Source organism: Bacteroides sp. AR29, from assembly GCF_900217715.1.
GTDB lineage: Bacteria > Bacteroidota > Bacteroidia > Bacteroidales > Bacteroidaceae > Bacteroides > Bacteroides uniformis.
In genome coordinates, this window is the sequence record NZ_OBMS01000005.1 from 41,090 (window position 1) to 63,477 (window position 22,388).

12 protein-coding genes are annotated in these 22,388 nt (G+C 49.7%); 7 read left to right on the forward strand and 5 right to left on the reverse strand.

Annotated elements, in window-relative coordinates:
- The first annotated feature begins 1 nt into the window (after window position 1).
- Window positions 2-979, forward strand: coding sequence for a glycoside hydrolase family 43 protein (locus tag CSD97_RS04315; RefSeq protein WP_005834414.1), 978 nt, complete (start codon window positions 2-4; stop codon window positions 977-979).
- Between the two features lie 20 nt (window positions 980-999).
- Complete coding sequence (locus tag CSD97_RS04320) at window positions 1,000-3,006, forward strand: alpha-glucuronidase (RefSeq protein WP_005834412.1); 2,007 nt, start codon at window positions 1,000-1,002, stop codon at window positions 3,004-3,006.
- Window positions 3,007-3,146: 140 nt separating this feature from the next.
- Here CSD97_RS04320 and CSD97_RS04325 read toward each other — a convergent pair whose 3' ends face one another.
- The 5 genes from CSD97_RS04325 to CSD97_RS04345 form a co-directional block, all read right to left on the reverse strand.
- Window positions 3,147-4,553 carry a family 43 glycosylhydrolase gene (locus tag CSD97_RS04325; RefSeq protein ID WP_085929913.1) on the reverse strand — a complete coding sequence of 469 codons (1,407 nt, stop codon included), beginning with the start codon at window positions 4,551-4,553 and terminating at the stop codon, window positions 3,147-3,149.
- 146 nt (window positions 4,554-4,699) lie between these two features.
- Complete coding sequence (locus CSD97_RS04330) at window positions 4,700-7,000, reverse strand: glycoside hydrolase 43 family protein (protein WP_005834409.1); 2,301 nt, start codon at window positions 6,998-7,000, stop codon at window positions 4,700-4,702.
- A 14-nt stretch (window positions 7,001-7,014) separates the two neighbouring features.
- The gene (locus CSD97_RS04335) at window positions 7,015-8,202 is read right to left on the reverse strand and encodes an alpha/beta hydrolase-fold protein (protein WP_005834408.1); all 1,188 of its coding nucleotides are present in this window, start codon (window positions 8,200-8,202) and stop codon (window positions 7,015-7,017) included.
- A 22-nt stretch (window positions 8,203-8,224) separates the two neighbouring features.
- Complete coding sequence (locus CSD97_RS04340) at window positions 8,225-9,214, reverse strand: glycoside hydrolase family 43 protein (RefSeq protein WP_005834407.1); 990 nt, start codon at window positions 9,212-9,214, stop codon at window positions 8,225-8,227.
- A gap of 44 nt (window positions 9,215-9,258) precedes the next feature.
- A complete protein-coding gene (locus tag CSD97_RS04345; protein WP_005834406.1) occupies window positions 9,259-11,775 on the reverse strand; it encodes a glycosyl hydrolase family 8 in 2,517 nt (838 codons plus the stop codon).
- Between the two features lie 302 nt (window positions 11,776-12,077).
- On the opposite strand from CSD97_RS04345, the gene CSD97_RS04350 reads away from it, so the two are divergent.
- From CSD97_RS04350 to CSD97_RS04375, 5 genes are all read left to right on the forward strand, one after another.
- The gene (locus CSD97_RS04350; RefSeq protein ID WP_005834405.1) at window positions 12,078-13,811 is read left to right on the forward strand and encodes a DUF6057 family protein; all 1,734 of its coding nucleotides are present in this window, start codon (window positions 12,078-12,080) and stop codon (window positions 13,809-13,811) included.
- An 8-nt stretch (window positions 13,812-13,819) separates the two neighbouring features.
- Window positions 13,820-15,295, forward strand: a complete 1,476-nt coding sequence (locus CSD97_RS04355; protein ID WP_005834404.1) for a PD40 domain-containing protein — start codon at window positions 13,820-13,822, stop codon at window positions 15,293-15,295.
- 325 nt (window positions 15,296-15,620) lie between these two features.
- On the forward strand, window positions 15,621-16,058 hold the full coding sequence (locus tag CSD97_RS04360; protein ID WP_005834402.1) for a hypothetical protein: 438 nt from the start codon (window positions 15,621-15,623) through the stop codon (window positions 16,056-16,058).
- A gap of 779 nt (window positions 16,059-16,837) precedes the next feature.
- Window positions 16,838-20,182, forward strand: a complete 3,345-nt coding sequence (locus tag CSD97_RS04370; protein WP_005834400.1) for a TonB-dependent receptor — start codon at window positions 16,838-16,840, stop codon at window positions 20,180-20,182.
- A gap of 24 nt (window positions 20,183-20,206) precedes the next feature.
- Complete coding sequence (locus tag CSD97_RS04375; RefSeq protein ID WP_005834399.1) at window positions 20,207-22,192, forward strand: RagB/SusD family nutrient uptake outer membrane protein; 1,986 nt, start codon at window positions 20,207-20,209, stop codon at window positions 22,190-22,192.
- The last annotated feature ends 196 nt before the right edge of the window (window positions 22,193-22,388 follow it).

Consider the following 22,388-nt stretch of genomic DNA (forward strand, 5'->3'; position numbering starts at 1 on the left):
CATGAAGAAAGAAATGAGATATTTGGTTCCGGAAGACTATATGGCAGACCCGGCAGTGCATGTATTCAACGGCAGAGTCTATATTTATCCCAGCCATGACTGGGAGAGCGGCATACCGGAAAACGACAACGGCGACCACTTCAACATGAAGGACTATCACGTCTTCTCTACCGACGACGTGATGCACGGTGAAATCAAAGACCACGGAGTGGTGCTCGCCACCGAAGACATTCCTTGGGCAGGCCGCCAGTTATGGGACTGTGACGTAGCCTTGAAAGACGGCAAATACTACATGTACTTTCCATTGAAAGACCAAAATGACATCTTCCGTATCGGCGTTGCCGTCAGTGGCTCGCCCGAAGGGCCTTTCATACCCCAGGCAGACCCGATAAGAGGCAGCTACAGCATCGACCCCGCCATACTGGATGACGGAAACGGCTGCTACTACATGTACTTTGGCGGACTGTGGGGCGGCCAACTGCAACGCTACCGCGACAACAAGGCGCTGGAAAGCGCCGCCTTCCCCCCGGACAACGAACCGTCCATACCGGGACGCGTGGCAAAACTGAGCGACGACATGCTGCAATTTGCCGAAGAGCCGAAGCCGGTAGTCATTCTGGATGAAAACGGCAAGCCCCTGACAGCCGGCGACAATGAACGACGCTTCTTCGAGGCCAGCTGGATGCACAAGTACAACGGAAAATACTACTTCTCCTACTCCACCGGCGACACGCACCGCTTATGCTATGCCATCGGTGACAATCCTTACGGACCTTTTGTCTATCAAGGAGTCATCCTCACCCCGGTTGTGGGATGGACAACGCACCATGCCATCACGGAATACAAGGGGAAATGGTATCTTTTCCACCACGACTGCGTACCTTCCAACGGAAAAACATGGCTTCGCAGCCTCAAGGTCTGCGAACTGGAATATGACTCCGAAGGAAAAATCATCACCATAGAAGGAAATCCTGAATAAACAACAGTAGACAAAATATCATGAAATACAGATTCTTCTCTCTTATCTGCATCGTTTTCTTCTTTACAAACCAAATGGCTGCCGAAGATGGCAGCCTTTTGTGGTTAAGACAGAGTCAAGGGGCAAATGCCTCCGTCGAGGTATCGGCCCAATGCACATCCGCAACCTTGAATCTGGCCGCCGAAGAGTTGCGGCAGTCCTGGAAAGGAAATCCGGTCGCTCTGCTGATAGAGAAAGACAAGCAACTTGCCCCGGACGGTTTCCGCATACAATGCACGGAGAAGAAGCTCGTCTTGAGCTCCCCCTCTGCAACCGGCCTGCTATATGGAGCCTTTCACCTGCTCCGCCTGCAAGAAAGCGGACTGCCCATCCGTCCCTCCACGGAGAATCCGGCCTACAGCCTTCGCATCCTCAACCATTGGGACAACATGGACCGAACCGTAGAGCGAGGCTATGCCGGACAGTCGCTCTGGGATTGGGAAGAACTGCCCGGCACATCCTCCGGCAGATATGAAGCGTATGCCCGTGCCAATGCCTCCATCGGTATCAACGGTACTGTATTGAACAATGTAAATGCTTCTCCCCAAATTCTTTCTACGGCATATCTGGAAAAGGTAAAGACGTTGGCAGACACCTTCCGCCCTTATGGAATACGGGTATATCTTTCCGTCAACTTTGCCAGCCCGATTATACTCGGCAAGTTGCATACAGCCGACCCACTTGACAAACAAGTCATTCGCTGGTGGAAAGACAAAACTCGCGAAATCTACCGACTTATACCGGATTTCGGAGGTTTCCTTGTGAAGGCAAACAGTGAAGGACAACCCGGTCCATGCGACTTCGGACGCACCCATGCCGAAGGCGCCAATATGCTGGCCGATGCCCTCAAACCTTACAAAGGTATCGTCATGTGGCGCGCCTTCGTCTATAATCCATCGGATACCGACCGCGCAAAACAAGCATACACCGAGTTTAAACCATTGGACGGCAAATTCCGTTCAAACGTCATCTTGCAAGTAAAGAACGGTCCAATAGACTTTCAGCCACGTGAGCCTTACAACCCACTCTTCGGAGCCATGCACGAGACTCCACTCATGGCAGAATTTCAAATTACCCAAGAATACTTAGGACATTCCAACCACCTTGCCTATCTGGCACCCATGTGGAAAGAGTTCTTCCGCTTTGTGGCACCTTCTTCATTAAGAGCCGTTGCAGGTGTTGCCAATATAGGTACAGACAAAAACTGGTGCGGACATCCCTTTGCACAAGCCAACTGGTATGCTTTCGGACGCCTGGCCTGGAACCCGGCAATCTCTTCCGAAGAAATAGCAGACGAATGGTTAAGGCAGACTTTCAGCAATGAGAAAAATTTTGTTGGGCCGGCAAGCCAGATGATGCTCGAAAGTCGTGAAGCGGTTGTTAACTACATGATGCCATTAGGACTACACCATATTTTTGCCTGGGGACATCACTACGGTCCCGAACCTTGGTGCAACATTCCCGACGCACGACCCGACTGGATGCCGTCCTATTATCATAATGCCGATAGTATAGGAATTGGATTCAACCGCAGTCACACCGGCAGTAATGCCACTGCACAATATCCTGACTCACTCTGCAGGCTCTACGACGACTTGACCACGTGCCCCGAAAAGTATCTTCTCTGGTTCCACCACGTGCCTTGGACGTTCCGGATGAAAAGCGGAAATTCCCTATGGGAGGAACTTTGCCGCCACTACGACAACGGCGTACGGCAAGTAAGGGAGTTCCAGAAAATATGGGATAAAATAGAGGAATACGTTGACGGCGAACGATTCAAAGATATACAATCACGCTTGAAGACACAAGTACGCGATGCTGTCTGGTGGAAAGATGCTTGCCTGCTCTATTTTCAGGAATACTCCCAGTTACCCATTCCTCCGTCGATGGAACGTCCTATACACGAATTGGAGGATTTGAAAAGAGTCAAACTGATTATCAGCAACTATGAATGTCCTACAAAGGAATTGTTGAATAAAAACAGATGAAAGCCTATTTTCCGGAAAAGATATTCTGCAGGCGCGAATAGCACGGAATCTCCCGAATTTGTTTTTACTATAAATCCAAGTTCCGTGTAATTCGCACCTGAGAAAAACTGCATTAAACCTACAGAGAGAGAAGCGAACTATCAATGAGCTTTAAAATTCCATTTGGAATTATCGCTATCTTTATCAAACTTGGCAAGAGTAGGCGTACTGTCACCAATAGATATCAGTGCCAGCTTCTCCGTCGAACCGGGAATCTCCTTCGGCATAATCCGGTACGTACCATCCGTCAATTGATCAATCCGCCACAACTGCTCGGGTGCACCGGTAAATGCAGGAACCGTTACAACTTCCGCTTCAGCGGTTGCCGCCAACGCACGCTCCGTCCCTTCTATCACAATTTTATAATAAGGCGCTCCCAAATAACCTCCCGCATCGCGAACAGCCGTAATTGTCCACCGCTGATGCGGACGGAACATATAGTCACCTGCCCTCACTCCGATGTTTCCTGTCGGCCAGGTGTCTATAACATCCGCCAAAGTTTGCGAAGCCATCGGTTCTATAGGTCCGGTATGTTCAAACCAGCGCATGCCTCCCGGCATTCTTACAAAATCCACAGCCAGTTCCAAGGCATATCCTCTTCTTTCTGATTCTATTTCATAAGTACCTTCTTTGAAATTGTCACCGGCAACGGGCCAACCATTCTTCCATAACAACGGACGAATACCCAGTACGCTTATTCCACTTCGGTCCAAGTCCGCTTCATAATGGCATGACATTTTCTGTATTCCGTCACCAAGGTCAAAAAGCCCGAAATGTCCCGGTCCCACCACTCTTCCTCCGGCAGCGACCACCATGCGGCCGCCTCCTTCAAGCATACTTCTCCCTACATTGTCCATGTAAGGACCGGTCACCTTGCGCGAACGGCCCACCACAATGTTGTAAGTGGAATTCAGTCCGTCACAACAAGTCCCGTGCGTACCCAAAAGGTAATACCACCCATCACGATAAATCAAATCCGTAGCTTCGCAGTCAATGGCAATATCCACCGGCTGATTTCCTTCCATACGTTTTCCCGTCTTCGGGTCAAGTTCCACAAGACGGATAAAGCCAAAATAAGTGCCATAAGACATCCACAGCCGTCCATCGGTAGGATCCAGCAGAAGCCCGGGGTCTATGGCATCATTGTCTTCGATACCATCCGACGAAGCAACTGCCACCGGCTCCGAATATCCGAAATCAGGAGACTGTGGGTCAAGGGTTTTGTTCCACATCGTATAAATCACGCCATTGTGTCCGCCACCCAATCCGCCACCGGTGGCACCATAAGCCACCAGATAACGGTCACCAATCCTTACCACATCGGGAGCAGCTCCTCCCCCGGGTCTCACCGCGCCACTGTTCCAAGTCCATCCGTCTTCGGAAATCAGCCCACCTCCTCCCGTACCGAATGTATAATACTTTCCTTCACACTCCACAATGGTCGAAGGATCATGAATAAACGGCTTTCCAACTTGTGCAACAACTGTATCCACAAAAAATGCCGACATAAAGGCTACAGCCCCTATCCATTTGTTTCTTACTATCATAATGATTTCAATATTTAAATACTCGTTTCGGAATTGAATAGACAGCACCTGGAAGTGCATACTCTGTAGTGCCACTGCATATTCCGGACAGAGCCATGAACTGCCCCTTATTTACAACTGACAGAAATATTTCTTACGGGTTGTCCTTTTTCATCCAAAAAACGAACGCAAAAATCACTCATCCCAGGACCGTTGATTACCGCTCCCCGGACGATATTCTTTCCCTTTTTCAATGTCAACCGGGGTGATACACAATCATCCTTCACCATGCGCCTGTCTCCGGAAAGTACTATGGCTTCCTCTCCATTCAGCCACCACATGGATGCAGAATTGGAGCCTACCGCCATCCTTACATTATTAATGTCTTCCGCACAATTGACCACTGCCACAGCCCAAAACAGAACGCCATATACATTCTTATCCAGTCCATGGGCAAAGCGGAATAGTTTAACATTGAAGTTCTTGCTGTCCAAAGCATGCCATGTCAGTTTCTGATTGCCCACCCTGACCTTCGCTCCCGCTTCGGGAAGAACCGTAAACTGATTCGGAAAGTATTCCGTTGTAAATGCTTTCCTTATATAGCTGTCTGTAAAAACCGCATTACTACGATTCGGCTTGGCAATCGGCTCCAACAGCAGCCAGCGTCTTATAAATCCTTCGGCATCAGGCTGCGCCCCTCCCGCCCGAATCGGCGAAAAATAGGCACTGATGCCACTGTATACCACATCCCGACAGGTATCCGCAGGCTGCATGCTGTCTTCTATCCTGAAATAGTCAAAATCTGCATAACCACCTATTTCTTTCGCAGCATAGTTGAACAAGGCGAAACGATAACCCATGAAATGCGGCAAGGTATATTCCATCTTCAACGGGCTACCTAACGGCTTCCACTCCTTTCCGTTCAGGCTATAGTAGAAATAGCCGATATCCTTCCGGTCTCTAAAGTCACATTCAGCCTTGAAATAAACCCTATTCCTGCTTAACGGAATTTTCTCTACCTCCACCGGTTCTTCCAGTTCTCCATTCACCATCACAATACACTTCTCTCCGTTCACTATCTTCACACCCACCTGCCCGTACTTGTGCTGGAAGAGCGAAAGCCCGGCGAAGTCTCCATCCTTCATGCCCGATGCGTCCATGCAGACAGAACCGGAACAAACCGGTCCGATGGTACGCTGCGTCAATGTCCCTTTTGCCTGCATAAAAGAAGATTCCAAACGACCGGTGGTCAATCGCAAATAACCCTTACGTGCCGATACAGACCAGAGGGCATTGTCCGGATTATGGTTCCACTGCCACACAAGCGGCAGGTCGGCCTCGCCTGCCTTGCGCACGAACTCGTCGGAGCAGACAATTCCCGGAATCAGTCCCTTGCCTGCCGGAAGCTCCAACTTGTCGGGAGCCACGCCATTCACCCCCAATACCGGCCAGCCGTCTTCCCACTGCACCGGCACCAGATAGGGAATGCGCCCCACTGCACCGCAATCCTGAAACAGATAGGCAAACCACCGTCCGTCCGGCGTATCCACCAGTCCGCCTTGGGCAATACCACGGTCCTGAAAGACAACGCGCCCTTCGTAAGGTCCCGTTATCTTATCGGCACGGTGCACCACCACTGTACGCATACCGTTCCTTGGCCAAGTGATGTTGAACAGATAATACCTGCCATCTACCTTGAACAGTTGCGAGCCTTCTGCCCCCAACATAATATCACCGCCTGCCGGAGCACTGGCATTCTCCAACAGCACCCGTTCCGTACCGGTTTTCAAGCCGGACAAATCTGCCTCCAGTTCCGCAATAAACAACTTGCCATTGCCATAAATCAGATAATTCCGGCCATCTTCATCAAAGAAGAAAGTATGGTCATGACAAGACGGTGCGAACTCCACACGCTTCCACGGTCCTTTCTCAATATCGCGTGTCATGAAAAAATAAGTCTTACCGGTGGTTTGTGCAAAAGTGGAAACATAATACATCCCTTTGTGATAGCGGATACAGCTTGCCCACGAGCCACGTCCGTAGGTATTCTGCCCGTCATCCAGGTTCATGGCAGGAACATCGTCGGTCAACCTATCATACGCATAGCTCACCAGTTCCCAGTTCACCAAATCCTTTGATTTCATAATAGGTACCCCCGGCACCATGTGCATCGTGGTACTGCTCATATAATAGGTATCATCCACCCGCACCATCGACATATCCGGTACATCGGCATAAATCAGCGGATTGACGGCAGTCTGTTGTGCCGGCAATCCTAAGGCATAGCCGACCAAGTTGCATAAAAGTAAAAAAAATCTCCGTATGTTCATTTCTCTGTTTGAATATTTGCCCCAAATCAGCACAGCGACCGGATATATTGATACGACACTCTGCATCATGCCAGTCCCGGACTGTTTCGGGAGATTCATTGTATAACACAAAATTACTTCTGCTTCCCTCTAAACAGATGCGGGATGAATTCATTCAGGCACCGGCGCCAAGTCAGCCATTCGTGTGCCGTTCCTTGCGATTCGTAGAAGTCCACACGGATATTCATGTCACGGAGGCTCTCGACCAATTGTTTGGTGCCCATGTTCTCTTCCGTGCCGCAACCCAAGAAGAGATAATGCACCTTTTTGTTGAAACTGTCTGCATCGGCAAACACACCATTGAAAGCATCCTTTACATCCAGTCCGAAGATGGCTCCACTGAAGCCGCCTATGTATGAAAACTTGTCAAGGTTGGTCAGCGTGATGTCAAAAGTCTGCTTTCCTCCCCATGACAGTCCGGCCATAGCACGGTGTTCCCGGTCTGTATAAGTACGGAAAGTTTCGTCTATCATGGGAATAAGGTCATTTATCATCAGCGTAGCAAACGCAGAGCCATACAGATTACGTTCCGCATCCACATCCTTTCCAGGACGAGGACGGAAACCTACTTCAATATCCCCACTTTCCATCACCACAATCATAGGCACACACTTTCCTTCCGCTATCTGATTATCAAGTATGTTATACATAAAGCCTTGAGTGATCCAGCCCGTCTCGTCCTCTCCCATACCATGCTGCAGATAAAGTACCGGATAGCGTTTCTTGGTGTTCTTTTCATATTCGGCCGGGGTGTAGACTACGCAACGACGGAAACGCTGCTGGCTTTCGGCATAGTAAGTGCAGGTACGCACTTGCCCATGAGGCACATTCTGCACACGATAATAATCACCCTCTTTTCCTTCGGGCACTTCAATGCCGCTTGCCATACGGCTGCATCCGAAGAAAGTGCAACTCATCGGGTCTATGACCGAGAAACCGTCCACAAGCAAGAAGTAATAGTGGAAACCTACCACTAACGGATCGGTCTTTACTGTCCACCAGCCGTTTTCATCCTTGTTCATTTCATATTTTTTACCGCATATATCTATCTGCAAGCGTTTTACGTCCGGCGAATAGAGACGGAAATAAGCCCGGTTCTCCTTGTCTAAGCGTGGGAAATCACAACCGTGCATATTGGAAGAGGCAGCGACCGTATTTTTCAGCACCTCTTCTGCGGTCAAGTCTGGGTCTTGGGCAAAAGCTACCACATTCAGCAGCAGCAAACCAGACAATATCAATCCTAAAGAAAGAGAATTTTTCATAACAGTTCTATTATTTATGTCATTAATTACCTTTGGTTTGTTCTACATACTGCATAGTCCCGTCTTCATTGTAATGCAACTCGTCCACGCAGACTGAACGACGGCCTATCGCACCTGCACGGCCGTCCAATGTGAGTGCGGCATTGTGGTAGAAGAGGTACCACTTCCCTTTGAATTCCACGATGGCCGGATGGATGGTGAAACTGTTCTCCGCCATGCCGGTCAGTTCGCCCCGGTACGTCCAAGGCCCTTCCATACCGGAAGCCGTGGCATAAGCGATATTTTCCCGTCCCTCTCCCATCGAGGCATAAGTGAGATAATAGATGCCATTCCGTACATGCAGCCACGGACCTTCCACGTATTCGGGCAAATCCACCACTGCGATGTCGCCATCCAGCTCCGTCATATTCGGTTTCAGCCTTGCCAGAAAGCAAGTGCCGTTTCCCCAGCACAGCCATGCCTGGCCATCCTCCTCAACCAACACGGTGGGGTCTATATCATTCCACCACCCCCGGGCACCGTTGGAAGTCATGTCGTCCGTCACCAACGGTCGGCCGATAGCATCCGTGAACGGCCCTGTGGGACTATCGCTTACCGCCACTCCAATGGCTTTGCCCACACAAGGTTCGCCTGCCTGCACCGTGGTATAATAATAGAACTTTCCATCTCTTTCTATCACCTGAGAAGCCCACGCTTCTCCCACCGCCCATTTAAAGTCGGCAGGGCTCAATACAGCACCATGCTCTGTCCAGTTCTTCATATCAGTCGTCGAGTAACACAGCCATTCGGTAATATTGAACTCCCTGCCTCCCGAAGCCGTATCTTGTCCGGCATAATACTCATCGTGTCCGACATACAGATACAACCTATCGCCATGTACCAATGCGGCAGGGTCGGCCGTAAAGTTGTTTCTTACCAGAGGATTTCCCTCATAAACAAATGTTTTCTGATTCTCTTTCGGGCTACAAGCCGCCAGCAAGCATAAAATGCCAATCGATAAAATGTGCTTCATGTTCTATTCTTATTTTAAGGTTCTACACAAACAATTATTCATCTTCATTCAGGAAAGATGATTCTGTAATTTCCGCTCAGATGCATAAAGGCGAACAGCCTGAGCAATCCGTCGTAATAGGCATCGAAATAGCCGTCTTCGTAAGGAACATGCTCCGCATTCCAAAGCCGATGAATGAACTCGCGGCTCTTGTTGTGCGTACAAGTCAGCGATACAGCCGCCGCCGTAGCCACCAGCCCCAGTGAATGGCGCAACTGCTTATGCGCTCCGGCTCCCAAAATTTCCTTCACCGGCGTGCCGTCCACATTATACTGGTCAACGAAAGTATCTATGCCCTGACCATAAAGAAAATTCTGTATCCTGTTTCCATACTCCCGCTGCCACTCGGCATCTTCGCACGCCCAGGAATAATCCAGAGCGATGTTCATGGGGACACGCCAGGAATCAAAGCGGAAAGCATCACCGATAATCCGGTCGCTACCAAGCAAAGTCCCGTCATAATTATTGTAATCCGGATTAAGCCCGGTCTCGGGGTGGATGCTTCGATGCAGATACTCCCTGCTCCGGCGTGCACACTCTCTCCAGAAACCCGCTCTGCCATCGTCCGCCCATCTTGCCCATACTTCATAGAATGCAGGCAGATGGTAAGAAGGATCGGTAAACCGTTCTCCCCAAGGGTCAGGAGTAAATGTGATCAGTTTCTGCTCCAGGTTGATGAAAGGAGCCACACGGTCCATCCCGGCTTTCTGCATGGAACAATCCAGAATATTCTTGGCCTCAGCCAAGTAATCGATACCCGTATCGTTGCCCCAGCGATTGGAAGCGAAGATAAGGGAAGTGACGTAATAAAGTTCCCCATCCGAAGCCGGTCCCTGCGCATTACGTATGCCGTCCGTCCGGCAACTCCAGGCAAAGTAACCTTTCAGAGGACCGTCCTGATGCTGCATGTACTTTTTCCCCCAACGCCACAAGCGGTCGAAGATGTCTTTCCTATCAAACTGCACAGCAATCATCATCCCGTAGGACATGCCTTCGGTACGCACATCATGATTTTTGATGTCACTGATGTAGGCCATGGAATCACCGACCTCAAAATATACCTTATCAGGTCCATAAAATACGCCGTCGAACACTTCTTTCAGTTTGGCATCAATGTCATCCTGCTTATAGCCCACTTCTGCAAACAGATTACGGTATTCACGGGTTTTGAAAGCACCTTCCTCCCACGGCAGGGCATCAAAGCCTATCCAGTCCACTTCCACCTGCGAGCCTTTCAGAAGCGATACGTGCAAATCGTTCACGCCCGTAGGAGCCGATACAACCGGCACACGGCTCTCTACCCACTCCTTACTGCGAGGAATGGAAACAGTCGCCACCGGCTTGCCATTCTTCCCGGTGCGTACTTGCAATACGCCACCGGACAAAGAGCGGGTACGCACCACCAGTTCCTGCACTTTTTCATTCCCAAAGTCCACCTTATTATATTGCAACCAGGCATTCTTCTTACCGAAGATTGTCTTCCAGCCCTTGAACGGCTCCGCCTCATCCAGAAAAGCGATGGAAATTCCCGCAGGACTGATGCTGCTATAACGGTCTATCCGGATGCGTGTGCGTGCATCCGTAATTCCTACTCCCCGCAGAGTGGGAATCACCTTGCGGATGGTACCGTCGGCATTAAAAAAGAGCGAGTCTACACAGACGGAACGATTCTTATCAAAATGCGGCGAATAATCGTTATGATGGTAAAAGAGATACCATTGCCCCCGATATTCCACGATGGAATGATGATTCGTCCAGCAATCCACCGGCGATTCATCCATGATGATTCCCTTGAATTCAAAAGGCCCCATCGGGCTGTCTCCCATGCCATAGGCCAGCGTTTCCGTCTTGTCCCTCACCCATGGAAAGGTAAAATAGTATTTCCCTTCCCGTTCAAAGACAAAAGGCCCTTCCTTGAATCCGTCGGGCAATCCCGGCACCGGCACCGGTTCCGAAGCAAGTTCCACCATATTATCTTTCAGCTTTGCCATCATCATGCCGCGGCCTGCCCAGTAGATATAACTTTGTCCGTCCTTGTCCGTCAGCACACAAGGGTCAATGCCGTCCACTCCTTCTATGGGACGCATCTGCGGCATAAAGGGGCCGCTTGGCTTGTCCGATACGGCCACTCCTACAGCAAATCCCTTTTCCACGCCCCGAGGGGTAGCAGGAAAATAGAAATAATACTTGCCATCCTTGCAGACACAGTCCGGTGCCCACATGGAATAGGCGTCCGGTCTGGCCCAAGGAATGCGTTCCTGGCTGACAATGACCCCATGGTCTTCCCAATGCGCCAAGTCATCGGAAGAGAACACATGGTAATCGGCCATACAGAACCATTCTTTCAGCCGTTCTATAGGGCTGGGAATGTCGTGAGAAGGGTACAAATATATCTTTCCATCAAAGACCCTCGCTGTGGGATCGGCCGAAAACTGATCGCGGATTATGGGATTCTGTGCTTGCGCCCTGCCTGCCATGAGGCAAAGAAAGATTGCAACGGATAACAAGAGTTTGTTTTTCATAAGCAAATTGTCAGTTAGTAATCTATTATCTCATCAGATTTTCATGGTAGAATATCTCTGCTACAAATGTAGCAAATACACTTCTTATAATTATTATGCATATGTATCACGTTTTATCGCCATCATTACATTTTCAGGCTTGGCCTCCTTTTTGTCCCATCCCGGCCGTCATCAAGGCACGCCCAGTGTTACAAATACTTTTATCCATGTTACATCGGCCCGTATGCCCCCAATAATCGGCCTGAGATTTTCCCACATTATCGTTTATTCTATCTACTTTTGTCATCAAAACCCTATATACCATGAACAGACCGGCACCTCACAGCAGAAGAATCCCATACATCGTTGCAGGGACTGCCCTATTTGCATTACTTGCTTTTCTATTGAGCCAGACGGGCTACTACAGCTTCTGTTATCTGGAACAATGGGACACCTTCATCTATAATTCCGCCTACCTTAGCGGTTCTTTGGCTCTGCCCGGCGGATGCGTACAACTCCTTTCAAGCTTCCTGACCCAATTCTTCTGCCGACCCCTGACCGGAATATTGATAACAGCACTGCTACTGACGTGGATTGCACTGCTGACAGCCGACATCCTGCACCGCTGGACAAAAAGCAAACTCACATTACCACTCGCCCTTTTCCCCGTTGCAGCATTGTTCTTCCTGCACTACAACGTAAACTACCAATACACCGGAACCATAGCCTTCCTGTGGATGCTGCTTTTCCTCCGCCTGCGGTTCTTCTTCCACAAGTTCACCGGACGGTTTGCCTATTCTCTTGCAAGCACCTTCCTGCTCTTCGCAACGGCAGGACCGGTCGCCTTTCTGTACAGCTGCCTCATACTGATCATAGAATTGTTCTGTCACAAGAAGAGGGCACTCTGGTTCATATCCCTTCCGCTAATGGTGTACCTGACCGCTGAAACTTGCTTACGGATGGGACTTTCCGGCGAATTGGAACACGTCCTGCTGCCCGACGGCTACTTCACGCTAAGACTCCAAGCAGGCTCCATCATCTATCTGCCTTGGGGGCTGACACTGGCCGTTTTCATCACAAGCGGTCTATGCAAATCATTCAGATTCAAAAGAAGATGGATGCAAGGAACCCTTATCGCTGCCCAACTCGCATGTGCAGTCGCTTTCACTTTTGTCGGCATCCCCCAATACATCGACAGGAACAATGAAGTCTTTAAAGAACTGAACCACTACGCACGCCACTGCCAATGGGACAAGATAACAGACAAATGCGAAAACATGCCCATGAACAACCTGCTTTTCCAGAATTATCACAACGTCGCACTGGCAGAACAAGGCCTGTTGGCCGACCAACTGTTCATGCAACCCTGCATAGACATACAGACCATTTACGTGCCCGGAAACAAAACGCCCTACCTGTCCGCACTGCTCAGCGACATCTATTTCTCAATGGGGCACATCGCCTTTTCACAACGATATGCCTTCGAGGCCAACGAAGGCATGGGCAATTTCTCTCCACGCATGCTGCAACGGCTGGTCCAGACCAGCCTTATCTACGGGCATTATGGCACTGCAAAGAAGTATCTTGATATACTTGAAAGTACACTCTTCTATAAAGACTGGGCCACAGCCCACAGACGTTTTCTATGGAACGACCCGGCTGTAGAGACCGATTCCATCTTAGGCAGCAAGCGAAAATGCCTCTTCCCCGACAACCGTTTCTCGGGCATCAAAGGGCTGGACGACGATTTAAAGCAAATCGTCCTCAAGAACCCCATGCACAAGACCACCATCCAGTACTTAGGCTCACTATATCTGCTGTCCAAGGATATTCCACGGTTCAAGGCCACCCTCGAAACATTCTATGGCACACCGGCGCTGCCGTCCGTGCTGCCCGTCTGCTTTCAGGAGGGAGTGGTTGTCTTTGCCGCCGGAGACCGGGAAACATTGGAGCGATACAACATACAGGCAGCTACCGTGGAGCGCTTCGAGGAATTCAGCCGACAACCCTCCAAAGACTCCCACAACTTATGGTATTTCCTGAAATATAGAAAATGAAAACAGAAATGAAAACGAGAATCCTGACATATCTGCCAACCCTAATCAGCTGCCTGCTGCTGGCAGCCTGCTCACAAAACGTACATATCGACCGCCATACCAGTTGCCGGCCTCCCATATCGCCCGATTATACCGAAGTCACGCTTCCCCCGAACATGGCTCCCCCATGCTTCTCCCTGCCGGACAGCTGCCATGCCTCCCGTCTCCGGGCCATATACCGGGCAGGCGATGAAGAAACTACCGTCACAACCCGCAACGGGCAGATAGCCATCAGTCCCTCCAAATGGAAAAGGCTCGTAGACGCCGCATCTACCATCACCGTCCGCCTGCAGGCCCAAAGAGGAGACAAATGGGAAGAATACGCCCCTTTCCACCTCTACATCGCCAAAGAGAAGATAGACCCCTACATCGCCTACCGGCTGATAGAACCGGGCTACGAGACCTGGAACGAGATGGGCATCTACCAACGTTGTCTGGAAAACTATGAGGAAACAGCCATCCTCACCAACAAGATGACCGGCTACGGCTGCATGAACTGCCATTCCTTCTGCGGGCAGAACCCGGAGAAAATGCTGTTCCACCTCCGTTCCGACTACGGAGGGACCTACATCATAGAGGAAGGACAGATAAAGAAACTGAATACGAAAACACCGCAGACCATTTCGGCATTGGTCTACCCGTCGTGGCATCCCTCCGGCAATTTTGTGGCATTCTCGGTGAACGATACCAAGCAGATGTTCCATACCACCGACCCGAACCGCGTGGAAGTCATGGATTATGCCTCCGATGTCGTGATTTACGACGTGAAACGGAAGCAGATTGTCAGCTCCCCACTTCTGTCCTCGGCCACTGCCTTTGAGACATTCCCCACTTTCTCGCCCGATGGAAGAACGCTCTATTTCTGTTCCGCGGACAGCGTGAGCATACCCGGAAAATACGACCAAGTGAAGTACAGCCTGTGTTCCATCGGCTTTGATGCAGACACCCGTTCGTTCGGCAGCAAGGCAGACACGCTTTACAATGCACGCCGGGCAGGAAAAAGCGTCTCTTTCCCCCGCGTATCGCCCGACGGCAAATTCCTCATGTTCACCCTCTCCGCATACGGCAACTTTTCCATCTGGCACAAGGATGCGGACCTATACCTCGCCCACCTGCACACCAACCAAATCCGCCCCTTGTCGGCACTGAACAGCAACGACGTGGAGAGTTACCATTCATGGAGCAGCAACAGCCACTGGGTGGTGTTCAGCAGCCGACGCACAGACGGACTGTATACCCGCCCCTTCATTGCCTATATAGACGAAGAAGGGAAAGCACACAAGCCCCTCTTGCTGCCGCAAAAGGAGAAAGACCATTACACCTTCCTGATGAAATCCTATAATATCCCCGAGTTCATCTCCGGAAAGGTCAACACCTCCGCATACGACATCAGCCGGACAGCCCGGAAAGAGAAGGGAACGGATATCACCTACTCTCTTCAATAGAGGCATCTCCATTTTCTCTGTCTCCGGCGTCTTATGTTCAGCTTTATATTACTGATGCCATGTAACATACAAGACAGTTTCTGCAACATTCATATCTATAGATGTAACATCAAGCAAACAAAAAACAACGCAAATATCACAACCATTGACATTTAATTCGTAATTTTGTTTTCGATGTAAGACAGAAGTTACATGAAGCGTCAACTCATCAAACCAAGGTTGCATCTCCAATACATTATAGATTTGTTTAACCCTAATAAATAAGTTACGATGAATTAATTTGACTTTTGCTAATTATTTTCACAACAATCAATAACTGAATCATATGAAAAGAAACAATTTGCCGTCTGTTTGCGTATTCCTTCTGATGATGATGGGAACGGTCATATTCAATTCTGCTTGTAACAATAAGGATGATAATCTTGTTGTTGGCGATCGCGTTCCTCCCCCCAGAACGATAACTATAGTCGGTAACTATCTGATGGAGGCAAACTCCATTGCGGGAGTGGTACATAAAGATAGAAGCCTCGGACTGACCTACATAGAAGACGAAGAGAAGAGCCGTTTCTATATACGTACAACCTCCAAGGATGCAGAAGAAGCCCTACTCAAGATAGCAATCGAGGGTTTAAAGGTCAAATTCAGTGGTAAAGTATATGAAATGAACAAGGAATTCGCCAAGGATAACAAATTGCCCAATGATGTAAAGCTATACTCCCTCGTTTCTCCCGACTATTCTATCACAATACTTGACGAACAGTAAAATCTCCATTGAACATAATGCAACGAAGGGGACTATGTAATCATAAAAAAATAAGTTGGTACATAAATGATAATTTAGCTTTCACCACGGAGGACACAGAGTCTCACAGAGTTTTCTCCTTTTACAAGCTAATGACAGATACTACCGATTTTGATTCCCTCAAAAAACTCTGTGAGACTCTGTGTCCTCTGTGGTGAAATAAACTCGTCACAGCTTTCACCTTTTTCAGAACCGCTCTATTCATCGGGGTTCCCGGTGAAACTTCTTTTCATTTCGAGGGTTGACGGTGAAGGACATTCCGCTGTCTCCGGCATGTCGTCAGACACTTGTGTTCAGCTTGTCAGGCACTGGTGTCTGTCGCGATAGACACCAGTGCCTGACAAGCTGAACACAAGTGTCTGACAGATTGGATGCCAGTGTCTGTCAACTTGAAGTATCGCGTTGTCAACTTCAATAGGGTCAAGTGAAGATTCAACACCCACCAAATACCACATTGCCGGTGCTATGTAACGTACGAAACAGTTTTTGTAACATTTTCATCTATAGATGTTACGTCGAGTAAACAAGAGGTAGCGTGAATTTCACACTTATTAATATCTAATTGATAATTTTGCTTTCGATATGAAACGAGAATAATATAAAGTATTAACCTGTTAAATCAAAGCAATTATGAAGACATAGAAAAAAAGTTCATTCCTTCCGTATAAATTGTAAAAACAGCATTTATACCTTAATTAACCACTATAGTAAAATTTATTTTTTCTATTACCTATTTTTATATGAAAAACATTAATCTTAAAAGAAGTATCGGGTTATTATCATTCCTACTGATGATTCCTGTTTGGGTATGTGCCCAGAACATTACAGTGAAAGGTACCGTAAAAGATACCAGCGGCGAAAGCATGCCGGGTGTAAACGTCCTGCAAGTAGGTACGACGAACGGCATCATCACAGACATCAACGGTCAATATCAGATGAGCGTTCCCTCCAATGCCAAATTGACCTTCTCCTTTATCGGCTATGTCACTCAGACTGTCCAAGTAGCCGGCAAGACCACATTGGACATCATATTGAAAGAAGACGCACAAGCTTTGGACGAAGTAATAGTTGTGGGCTACGGTACGATGAAGAAGAGCGACATTGCCGGTTCGGTAGCTTCTGTAAACGCAGAAGACATGTTGCGCCGCACTCCTACCAACATTGCACAAGGCTTGCAAGGTGCAGCCCCGGGTGTCATAGTAACCATGCAGGACGGTGCTCCCGATGCCAATGCCGCCGTCCGTATCCGTGGTGTTGCCACCATCAACGGCAAGGCAGACCCGCTCTATGTAGTAGACGGCATACAGGTGGGTACCAATGCCAACTTCATCAATCCTTCCGACATCGAATCCATCGAAGTGCTGAAGGATGCCTCCGCAACTGCCATCTATGGTTCGGCAGGTGCCAACGGTGTAGTCATGATTACTACTAAACACGGGACAAAAGGACATTCTTCCATCAACATCACTGCCGACTTCGGTCTCCAGACACTGCCCAACAAGCTGGACGTTTGTAATGTAGACCAATATGCCGCCAACCTGCGCCAAGCACGTGCCAACGACGGCACAAGCCTTTGGAACGAAGTGTGGAGCGAGCAATATGACGGCAAACGCAAGCAGATTGACTGGCAAGACGTGATGACCCGTGCATCCTGGAAGCAGAACTACAGCATCTCTACTTCCGGCGGTACGGAGAAGACACAGTACAATGCTTCTATCGGTTTCCTGCGCAACGACGGTATGGTAGTCAACACGCAATACCAACGCATCACGGCTCGCGCCAACGTGAAGACCAAAGTCAACAATTACCTGGAATTCGGCGCTGACGTAAGCTATATCCATACCGATGCCCACGGCTCGAACAACTCTATCGGTAACTTCGGTAACCTTTCCTCTTTGCGTGACTTCGCTTTCATGTGCCCGACAATGGACTTCGTGACTCGTGGCGATGCCACGTATGACGGTGTACCCGTCGGTTCGTACATTTCTCCGAACGTGGTCAACCCCGACGGCACGTATGGTGAAGTGCTCGGCGGTAAAGATACCAACGATGGTTTCTGGGGAACAACAATAGGTAATATGTATGCCAAGCAGATGGAGCTGAACAAGCGCAACCGTACCAACCGTGCCTTGGCAAGTGCCTACCTGACAGTCACTCCGCTGAAGGGTCTGAGCTGGAAGACGCTGGTTTCATACGACTACACCGGCAACTCCGACAACAACTTCAGCGGCGGCATCAAACGTGTAAACTACTACAACGGAACAGCCATCGACGTGACCAAAGGAACAAACGCCTACGTCAATCCGAGCAACGACAACGATTATAGCTTTGGCCTGGGCAACAATGACGGACAGACACTCTCCATCCAGAATACGCTGACTTATAGCTGGAAGAACGACGTGCACGACCTGACCGTAATGTTGGGTAACGAGGTTTCACGCTATTACGGCCAGTGGACTTCCGCCTCTTCAAGAGGATTCTGGAGTCCGGACAACCGTAACGTAGGCCTGACCACCAAGCCCGAGACACTGAGCGGAAGCGGCGCCCTGAATCTGGAAAGCCGTGGCATCTCCTACTTCGGCCGCGCAAGCTACAGCTTGCTGAACCGCTACATCCTGACCGCCACGCTCCGTCGCGACGGTTCTTCCAACTTCGGTGCCGGCAACCGTTGGGGTACCTTCCCTTCCGCAGCTTTGGCATGGCGCGTGTCAGAAGAAGCTTTCATGCAGAATCAGGACGTGGTTTCCAACCTGAAGCTCCGTCTTGGCTGGGGACAAACCGGTAATTCCGGTGGCGCCACCGACCTTTCTGTGGCAGGTCTGTCACTTGAAAATGTAAAATACTCCTTCTACGGCAACGGACAAGGCATGGGCATGTGGAACGGCATGACATTCGCCACCGGTTACTTCGCCGGATTGGTAGACACCAACCTGAAATGGGAAACCAACGAGCAGATGAACATCGGTATCGATGCCAGCTTCCTGCAGGGCGACTTGAACCTGACAATGGACTACTTCATCCGCAAGTCCAAGGATTTGCTGCTCTACCGCCAGATACGTCCTTCTACCGGTTTCTCACAAGTCTACACCAACTACGGCGAAATCGAGAACAAAGGTTTTGAATTCAGCCTCGCCTACAACAAGCGCCTGAACAAAGACTGGAGCATCAATGCCACTCTGACCGGTTCTACCTTGAAGAACAAAATCAAGAAGATGGGAGAACCTGCTTACAACACCAACTCCGACTCCTCCGGTAAAGGTACCGAGGACGGTTCCAATACCGGTGCCGTAGGTGCCGCTGCCGGTTATCACTGGGGCAACCACTCCATCTGCAAGGAAGGCTATGCGGTAGGTTCATTCTACGGCTTCCGTGTAGAAGGCGTTTTCCAATCCGACGCAGAAGTCGAAGCAATGAACAAAGCAGCCACCCTTGCAGCAGGAAAAGATTGGGAAAAAGAGAAAGTCTACTACCAGACGGACGGAACCAAAGCGGGCGACTTCAAGTACAAGGACTTGAACGGTGACGGAATCATCAACGAGGACGATATGGATATTCTCGGCGACGGTTTCCCGACCCTGAACTACGGTCTGAACCTCGGCGCCAGCTACAAGAACTGGGACTTCTCCGTATATCTCTACGGCGTATTGGGACAAGACATCTTCTCTTATTCCGCCATGCGTCTGTCCAACATGTTCTCTTCCGATGACGGCTGTGCGCCCAACATCCTGAAGGAAGCTGCCGCCCAGGCATGGTCTCCCGAGAATCCCAACGGTACACTTTCCCGCTTGTCTTTCCTCGACCCCAACTACAACATGCGTGCCTCTGACATGTGGGTGAAGAACGGCGACTTCTTGCGTATCTCCAACATCCAGATAGGCTACACCCTGCCGAAGAACTTGGTAAAGAAGGCTTCTATCCAGAACGCCCGCGTTTACCTCTCCATCCAGAACTTGGCAACCCTTTCCGGTTACAACAAGTATGGTGACCCCGAGTGCGGTCAAGGCAGTGTGCTCTATACAGGTTTGGATACCGGCCGTTACCCGATGCCGCGTACCTATACACTTGGCGTGAATGTGCAATTTTAATAAACATCAAACATTACATTGATTATGAAAAACAAATTATTATACAGTTTGATTGCAGGAGCTGTGGTGATGACCGGTCTCAGTTCTTGCGACAACGAGGAGTTCCTCAACGTGACACATTACTCCATCTTGGAAATGAGTACCATGTACGAAAGCGACGCCAATGCCAAAGCAGCTCTGAACGGATGCTACGACCTGATGCTGCCGAGCAACACCGCCGGGCACAACGGAGACCCCTTCAAGCCCTATCTGTTCACCGGTTCACACCCGACAATGGACTCTCAGGCTACGGGATGGGACAAAGCGTTCATGACCCAGTCATGGAATGCACAAACCACCGAGTTGTCCGCCGGATGGAACCAGGCATACGCCGCCATCACACGAAGCAACGACTTCCTGTCGGGACTGGGAACTGCCGACAAGGTGTCTGACGACGTAAAAAGATCGTTGGAAGGCGAAGCACGTGCCCTCCGCGCTTACCAGTACTTCTGGTTAGCCACCACATTCGGCCGTGTACCGATGCTTTCTACCGGAGAGAACTATACAAATACACCGACGAAAGCCCGTGCAGAAACCTACGCGGAAATGTGGGACTTCATCATTGAAGACTTGAAGGCTGCCGCCGAACTGCTCGACTGGGAACCCATGGACGGACAGTACGGACGTTGTACGAAAGGTATGGCGCTGGCTTATCTGGGCGATGCCTACATGTGGAAAGCTTATCGTTGCCCCGAAACAGCCAATGAATGTTACGGACTGGCAAAGACAGCCCTCAAAGAAATTCTGGACAGTGGCACGTATGAGCTGAATCCTTCATTCACCACGCTATGGGATGCCGATGAAGTATGGGGCAAAGAGGCCATCTGGCAGGCCGTGCTCAACGAAGGCGACCAGTGGGGCGGCTGGGACGGAGCCAAGTGGTCCGAGGCCCATGGTTGGGTAGGCTTCTACTTCGGTGCTCCCGCCAACGGTGCATGGGGAACCTATGCCGTGTCCTGGGAACTCTATGACGCATACGAAAACGGCGACAAACGCCGTGACGGTTCTTTGGTGACAGCCACCATACCTGAATCCAAATTGAAGGAAATCGGCAAAGAACATTGGAAACAATCGTTCAAGCCTGAAGCCTGGCTGGCAAGCCCGGACAATGCCAAATATATAGGAAAAGGATATGCAAAAACAAAGATAGAGAAAGATGAGAACGGTAAAGACGTAGAAACCCTGGACTGCGACATCAAGTATGACCCCGACTGCCCGATAGGATTCAATCCTTTCGCACAAGAAGTGGTATGGGTCAACACCTTCCACCGCGAACCGGCAGAACCGGCACCGACCGTTTACTCTACCAAGCACTGGCGCAACGGACGCGGAACACACTGGTCCGGAGACCAATGGCTTCCCGACCACATTTATATGAAGCGCCTCCCCAACGTGATGCTGGACTATGCGGAATGTTGTTTCAGAACCGGAGAGGAAGCTGAAGGATGGAAACAAATCAACATCCTGCGCAACCGCGCATTCGGCAACATGGAAGTCGGTAAGAGCAGTGAACTCACCGCCAAATTCAACAGTTACTTCAGAAATCTGGCAAGTGTGTACGGAGACAATGGCTATGGCAAGTATGTGGCTACCGAAGGATACCCCATTCCTTTCAACGAGACACCCGTGACAGTAGTAGACGCACAGAACTACTACGCACAGCTGAAAACCGAGAAAGGATTTACTTCCGACTTGTGGAAAGTGGCAGTCAACGAGGAACGCCGTAAAGAGTTCAACGCAGAATGGTGCCTGCGTGGAGACATGCAGAAGTCAGGCTATCTGGAAGACCACATCGAGCATAACTACCCGAAAGGCTTCGGCTACTTGAAGGGTTTCGAAGCCATATTCGAGTTCCGGACTTACCGCGACTTCGACTTCAACATCAACAAGATGGATATGCCCATCCCGGCAGACGAGCTGATCAAGAATCCGGCCTGCGACCAGAACGAAGCTTACCTGGGAGGACATTAATCTCCAGGAAACACCCCGGACAAATACAAATTCATACTTGTATATATAGGGATTAGTTTTTTACAGAGCCATATCAAGAAGGGAACTTCTTGGTATGGCTCTTTTTGTCGTTGTGTCTATGCTGTCAGTATGGCTTCGGAAGAAGTGACTACTGTATCAGCATACAAATGAAAGAACCGTCTACTGATTACGTTTA

Excerpts from the sequence above, each read along its gene's own strand:
- CSD97_RS04315 (WP_005834414.1), top strand. The coding sequence starts at position 2 with ATGAAGAAAGAAATGAGATATTTGGTTCCGGAAGACTATATGGCAGAC.
- CSD97_RS04320 (WP_005834412.1), top strand. The coding sequence starts at position 1,000 with ATGAAATACAGATTCTTCTCTCTTATCTGCATCGTTTTCTTCTTTACA.
- CSD97_RS04325 (WP_085929913.1), bottom strand. The coding sequence starts at position 4,553 with ATGTCGGCATTTTTTGTGGATACAGTTGTTGCACAAGTTGGAAAGCCG.
- CSD97_RS04330 (WP_005834409.1), bottom strand. The coding sequence starts at position 7,000 with ATGAATCTCCCGAAACAGTCCGGGACTGGCATGATGCAGAGTGTCGTA.
- CSD97_RS04335 (WP_005834408.1), bottom strand. The coding sequence starts at position 8,202 with ATGAAAAATTCTCTTTCTTTAGGATTGATATTGTCTGGTTTGCTGCTG.
- CSD97_RS04340 (WP_005834407.1), bottom strand. The coding sequence starts at position 9,214 with ATGAAGCACATTTTATCGATTGGCATTTTATGCTTGCTGGCGGCTTGT.
- CSD97_RS04345 (WP_005834406.1), bottom strand. The coding sequence starts at position 11,775 with ATGAAAAACAAACTCTTGTTATCCGTTGCAATCTTTCTTTGCCTCATG.
- CSD97_RS04350 (WP_005834405.1), top strand. The coding sequence starts at position 12,078 with ATGAACAGACCGGCACCTCACAGCAGAAGAATCCCATACATCGTTGCA.
- CSD97_RS04355 (WP_005834404.1), top strand. The coding sequence starts at position 13,820 with ATGAAAACGAGAATCCTGACATATCTGCCAACCCTAATCAGCTGCCTG.
- CSD97_RS04360 (WP_005834402.1), top strand. The coding sequence starts at position 15,621 with ATGAAAAGAAACAATTTGCCGTCTGTTTGCGTATTCCTTCTGATGATG.
- CSD97_RS04370 (WP_005834400.1), top strand. The coding sequence starts at position 16,838 with ATGAAAAACATTAATCTTAAAAGAAGTATCGGGTTATTATCATTCCTA.
- CSD97_RS04375 (WP_005834399.1), top strand. The coding sequence starts at position 20,207 with ATGAAAAACAAATTATTATACAGTTTGATTGCAGGAGCTGTGGTGATG.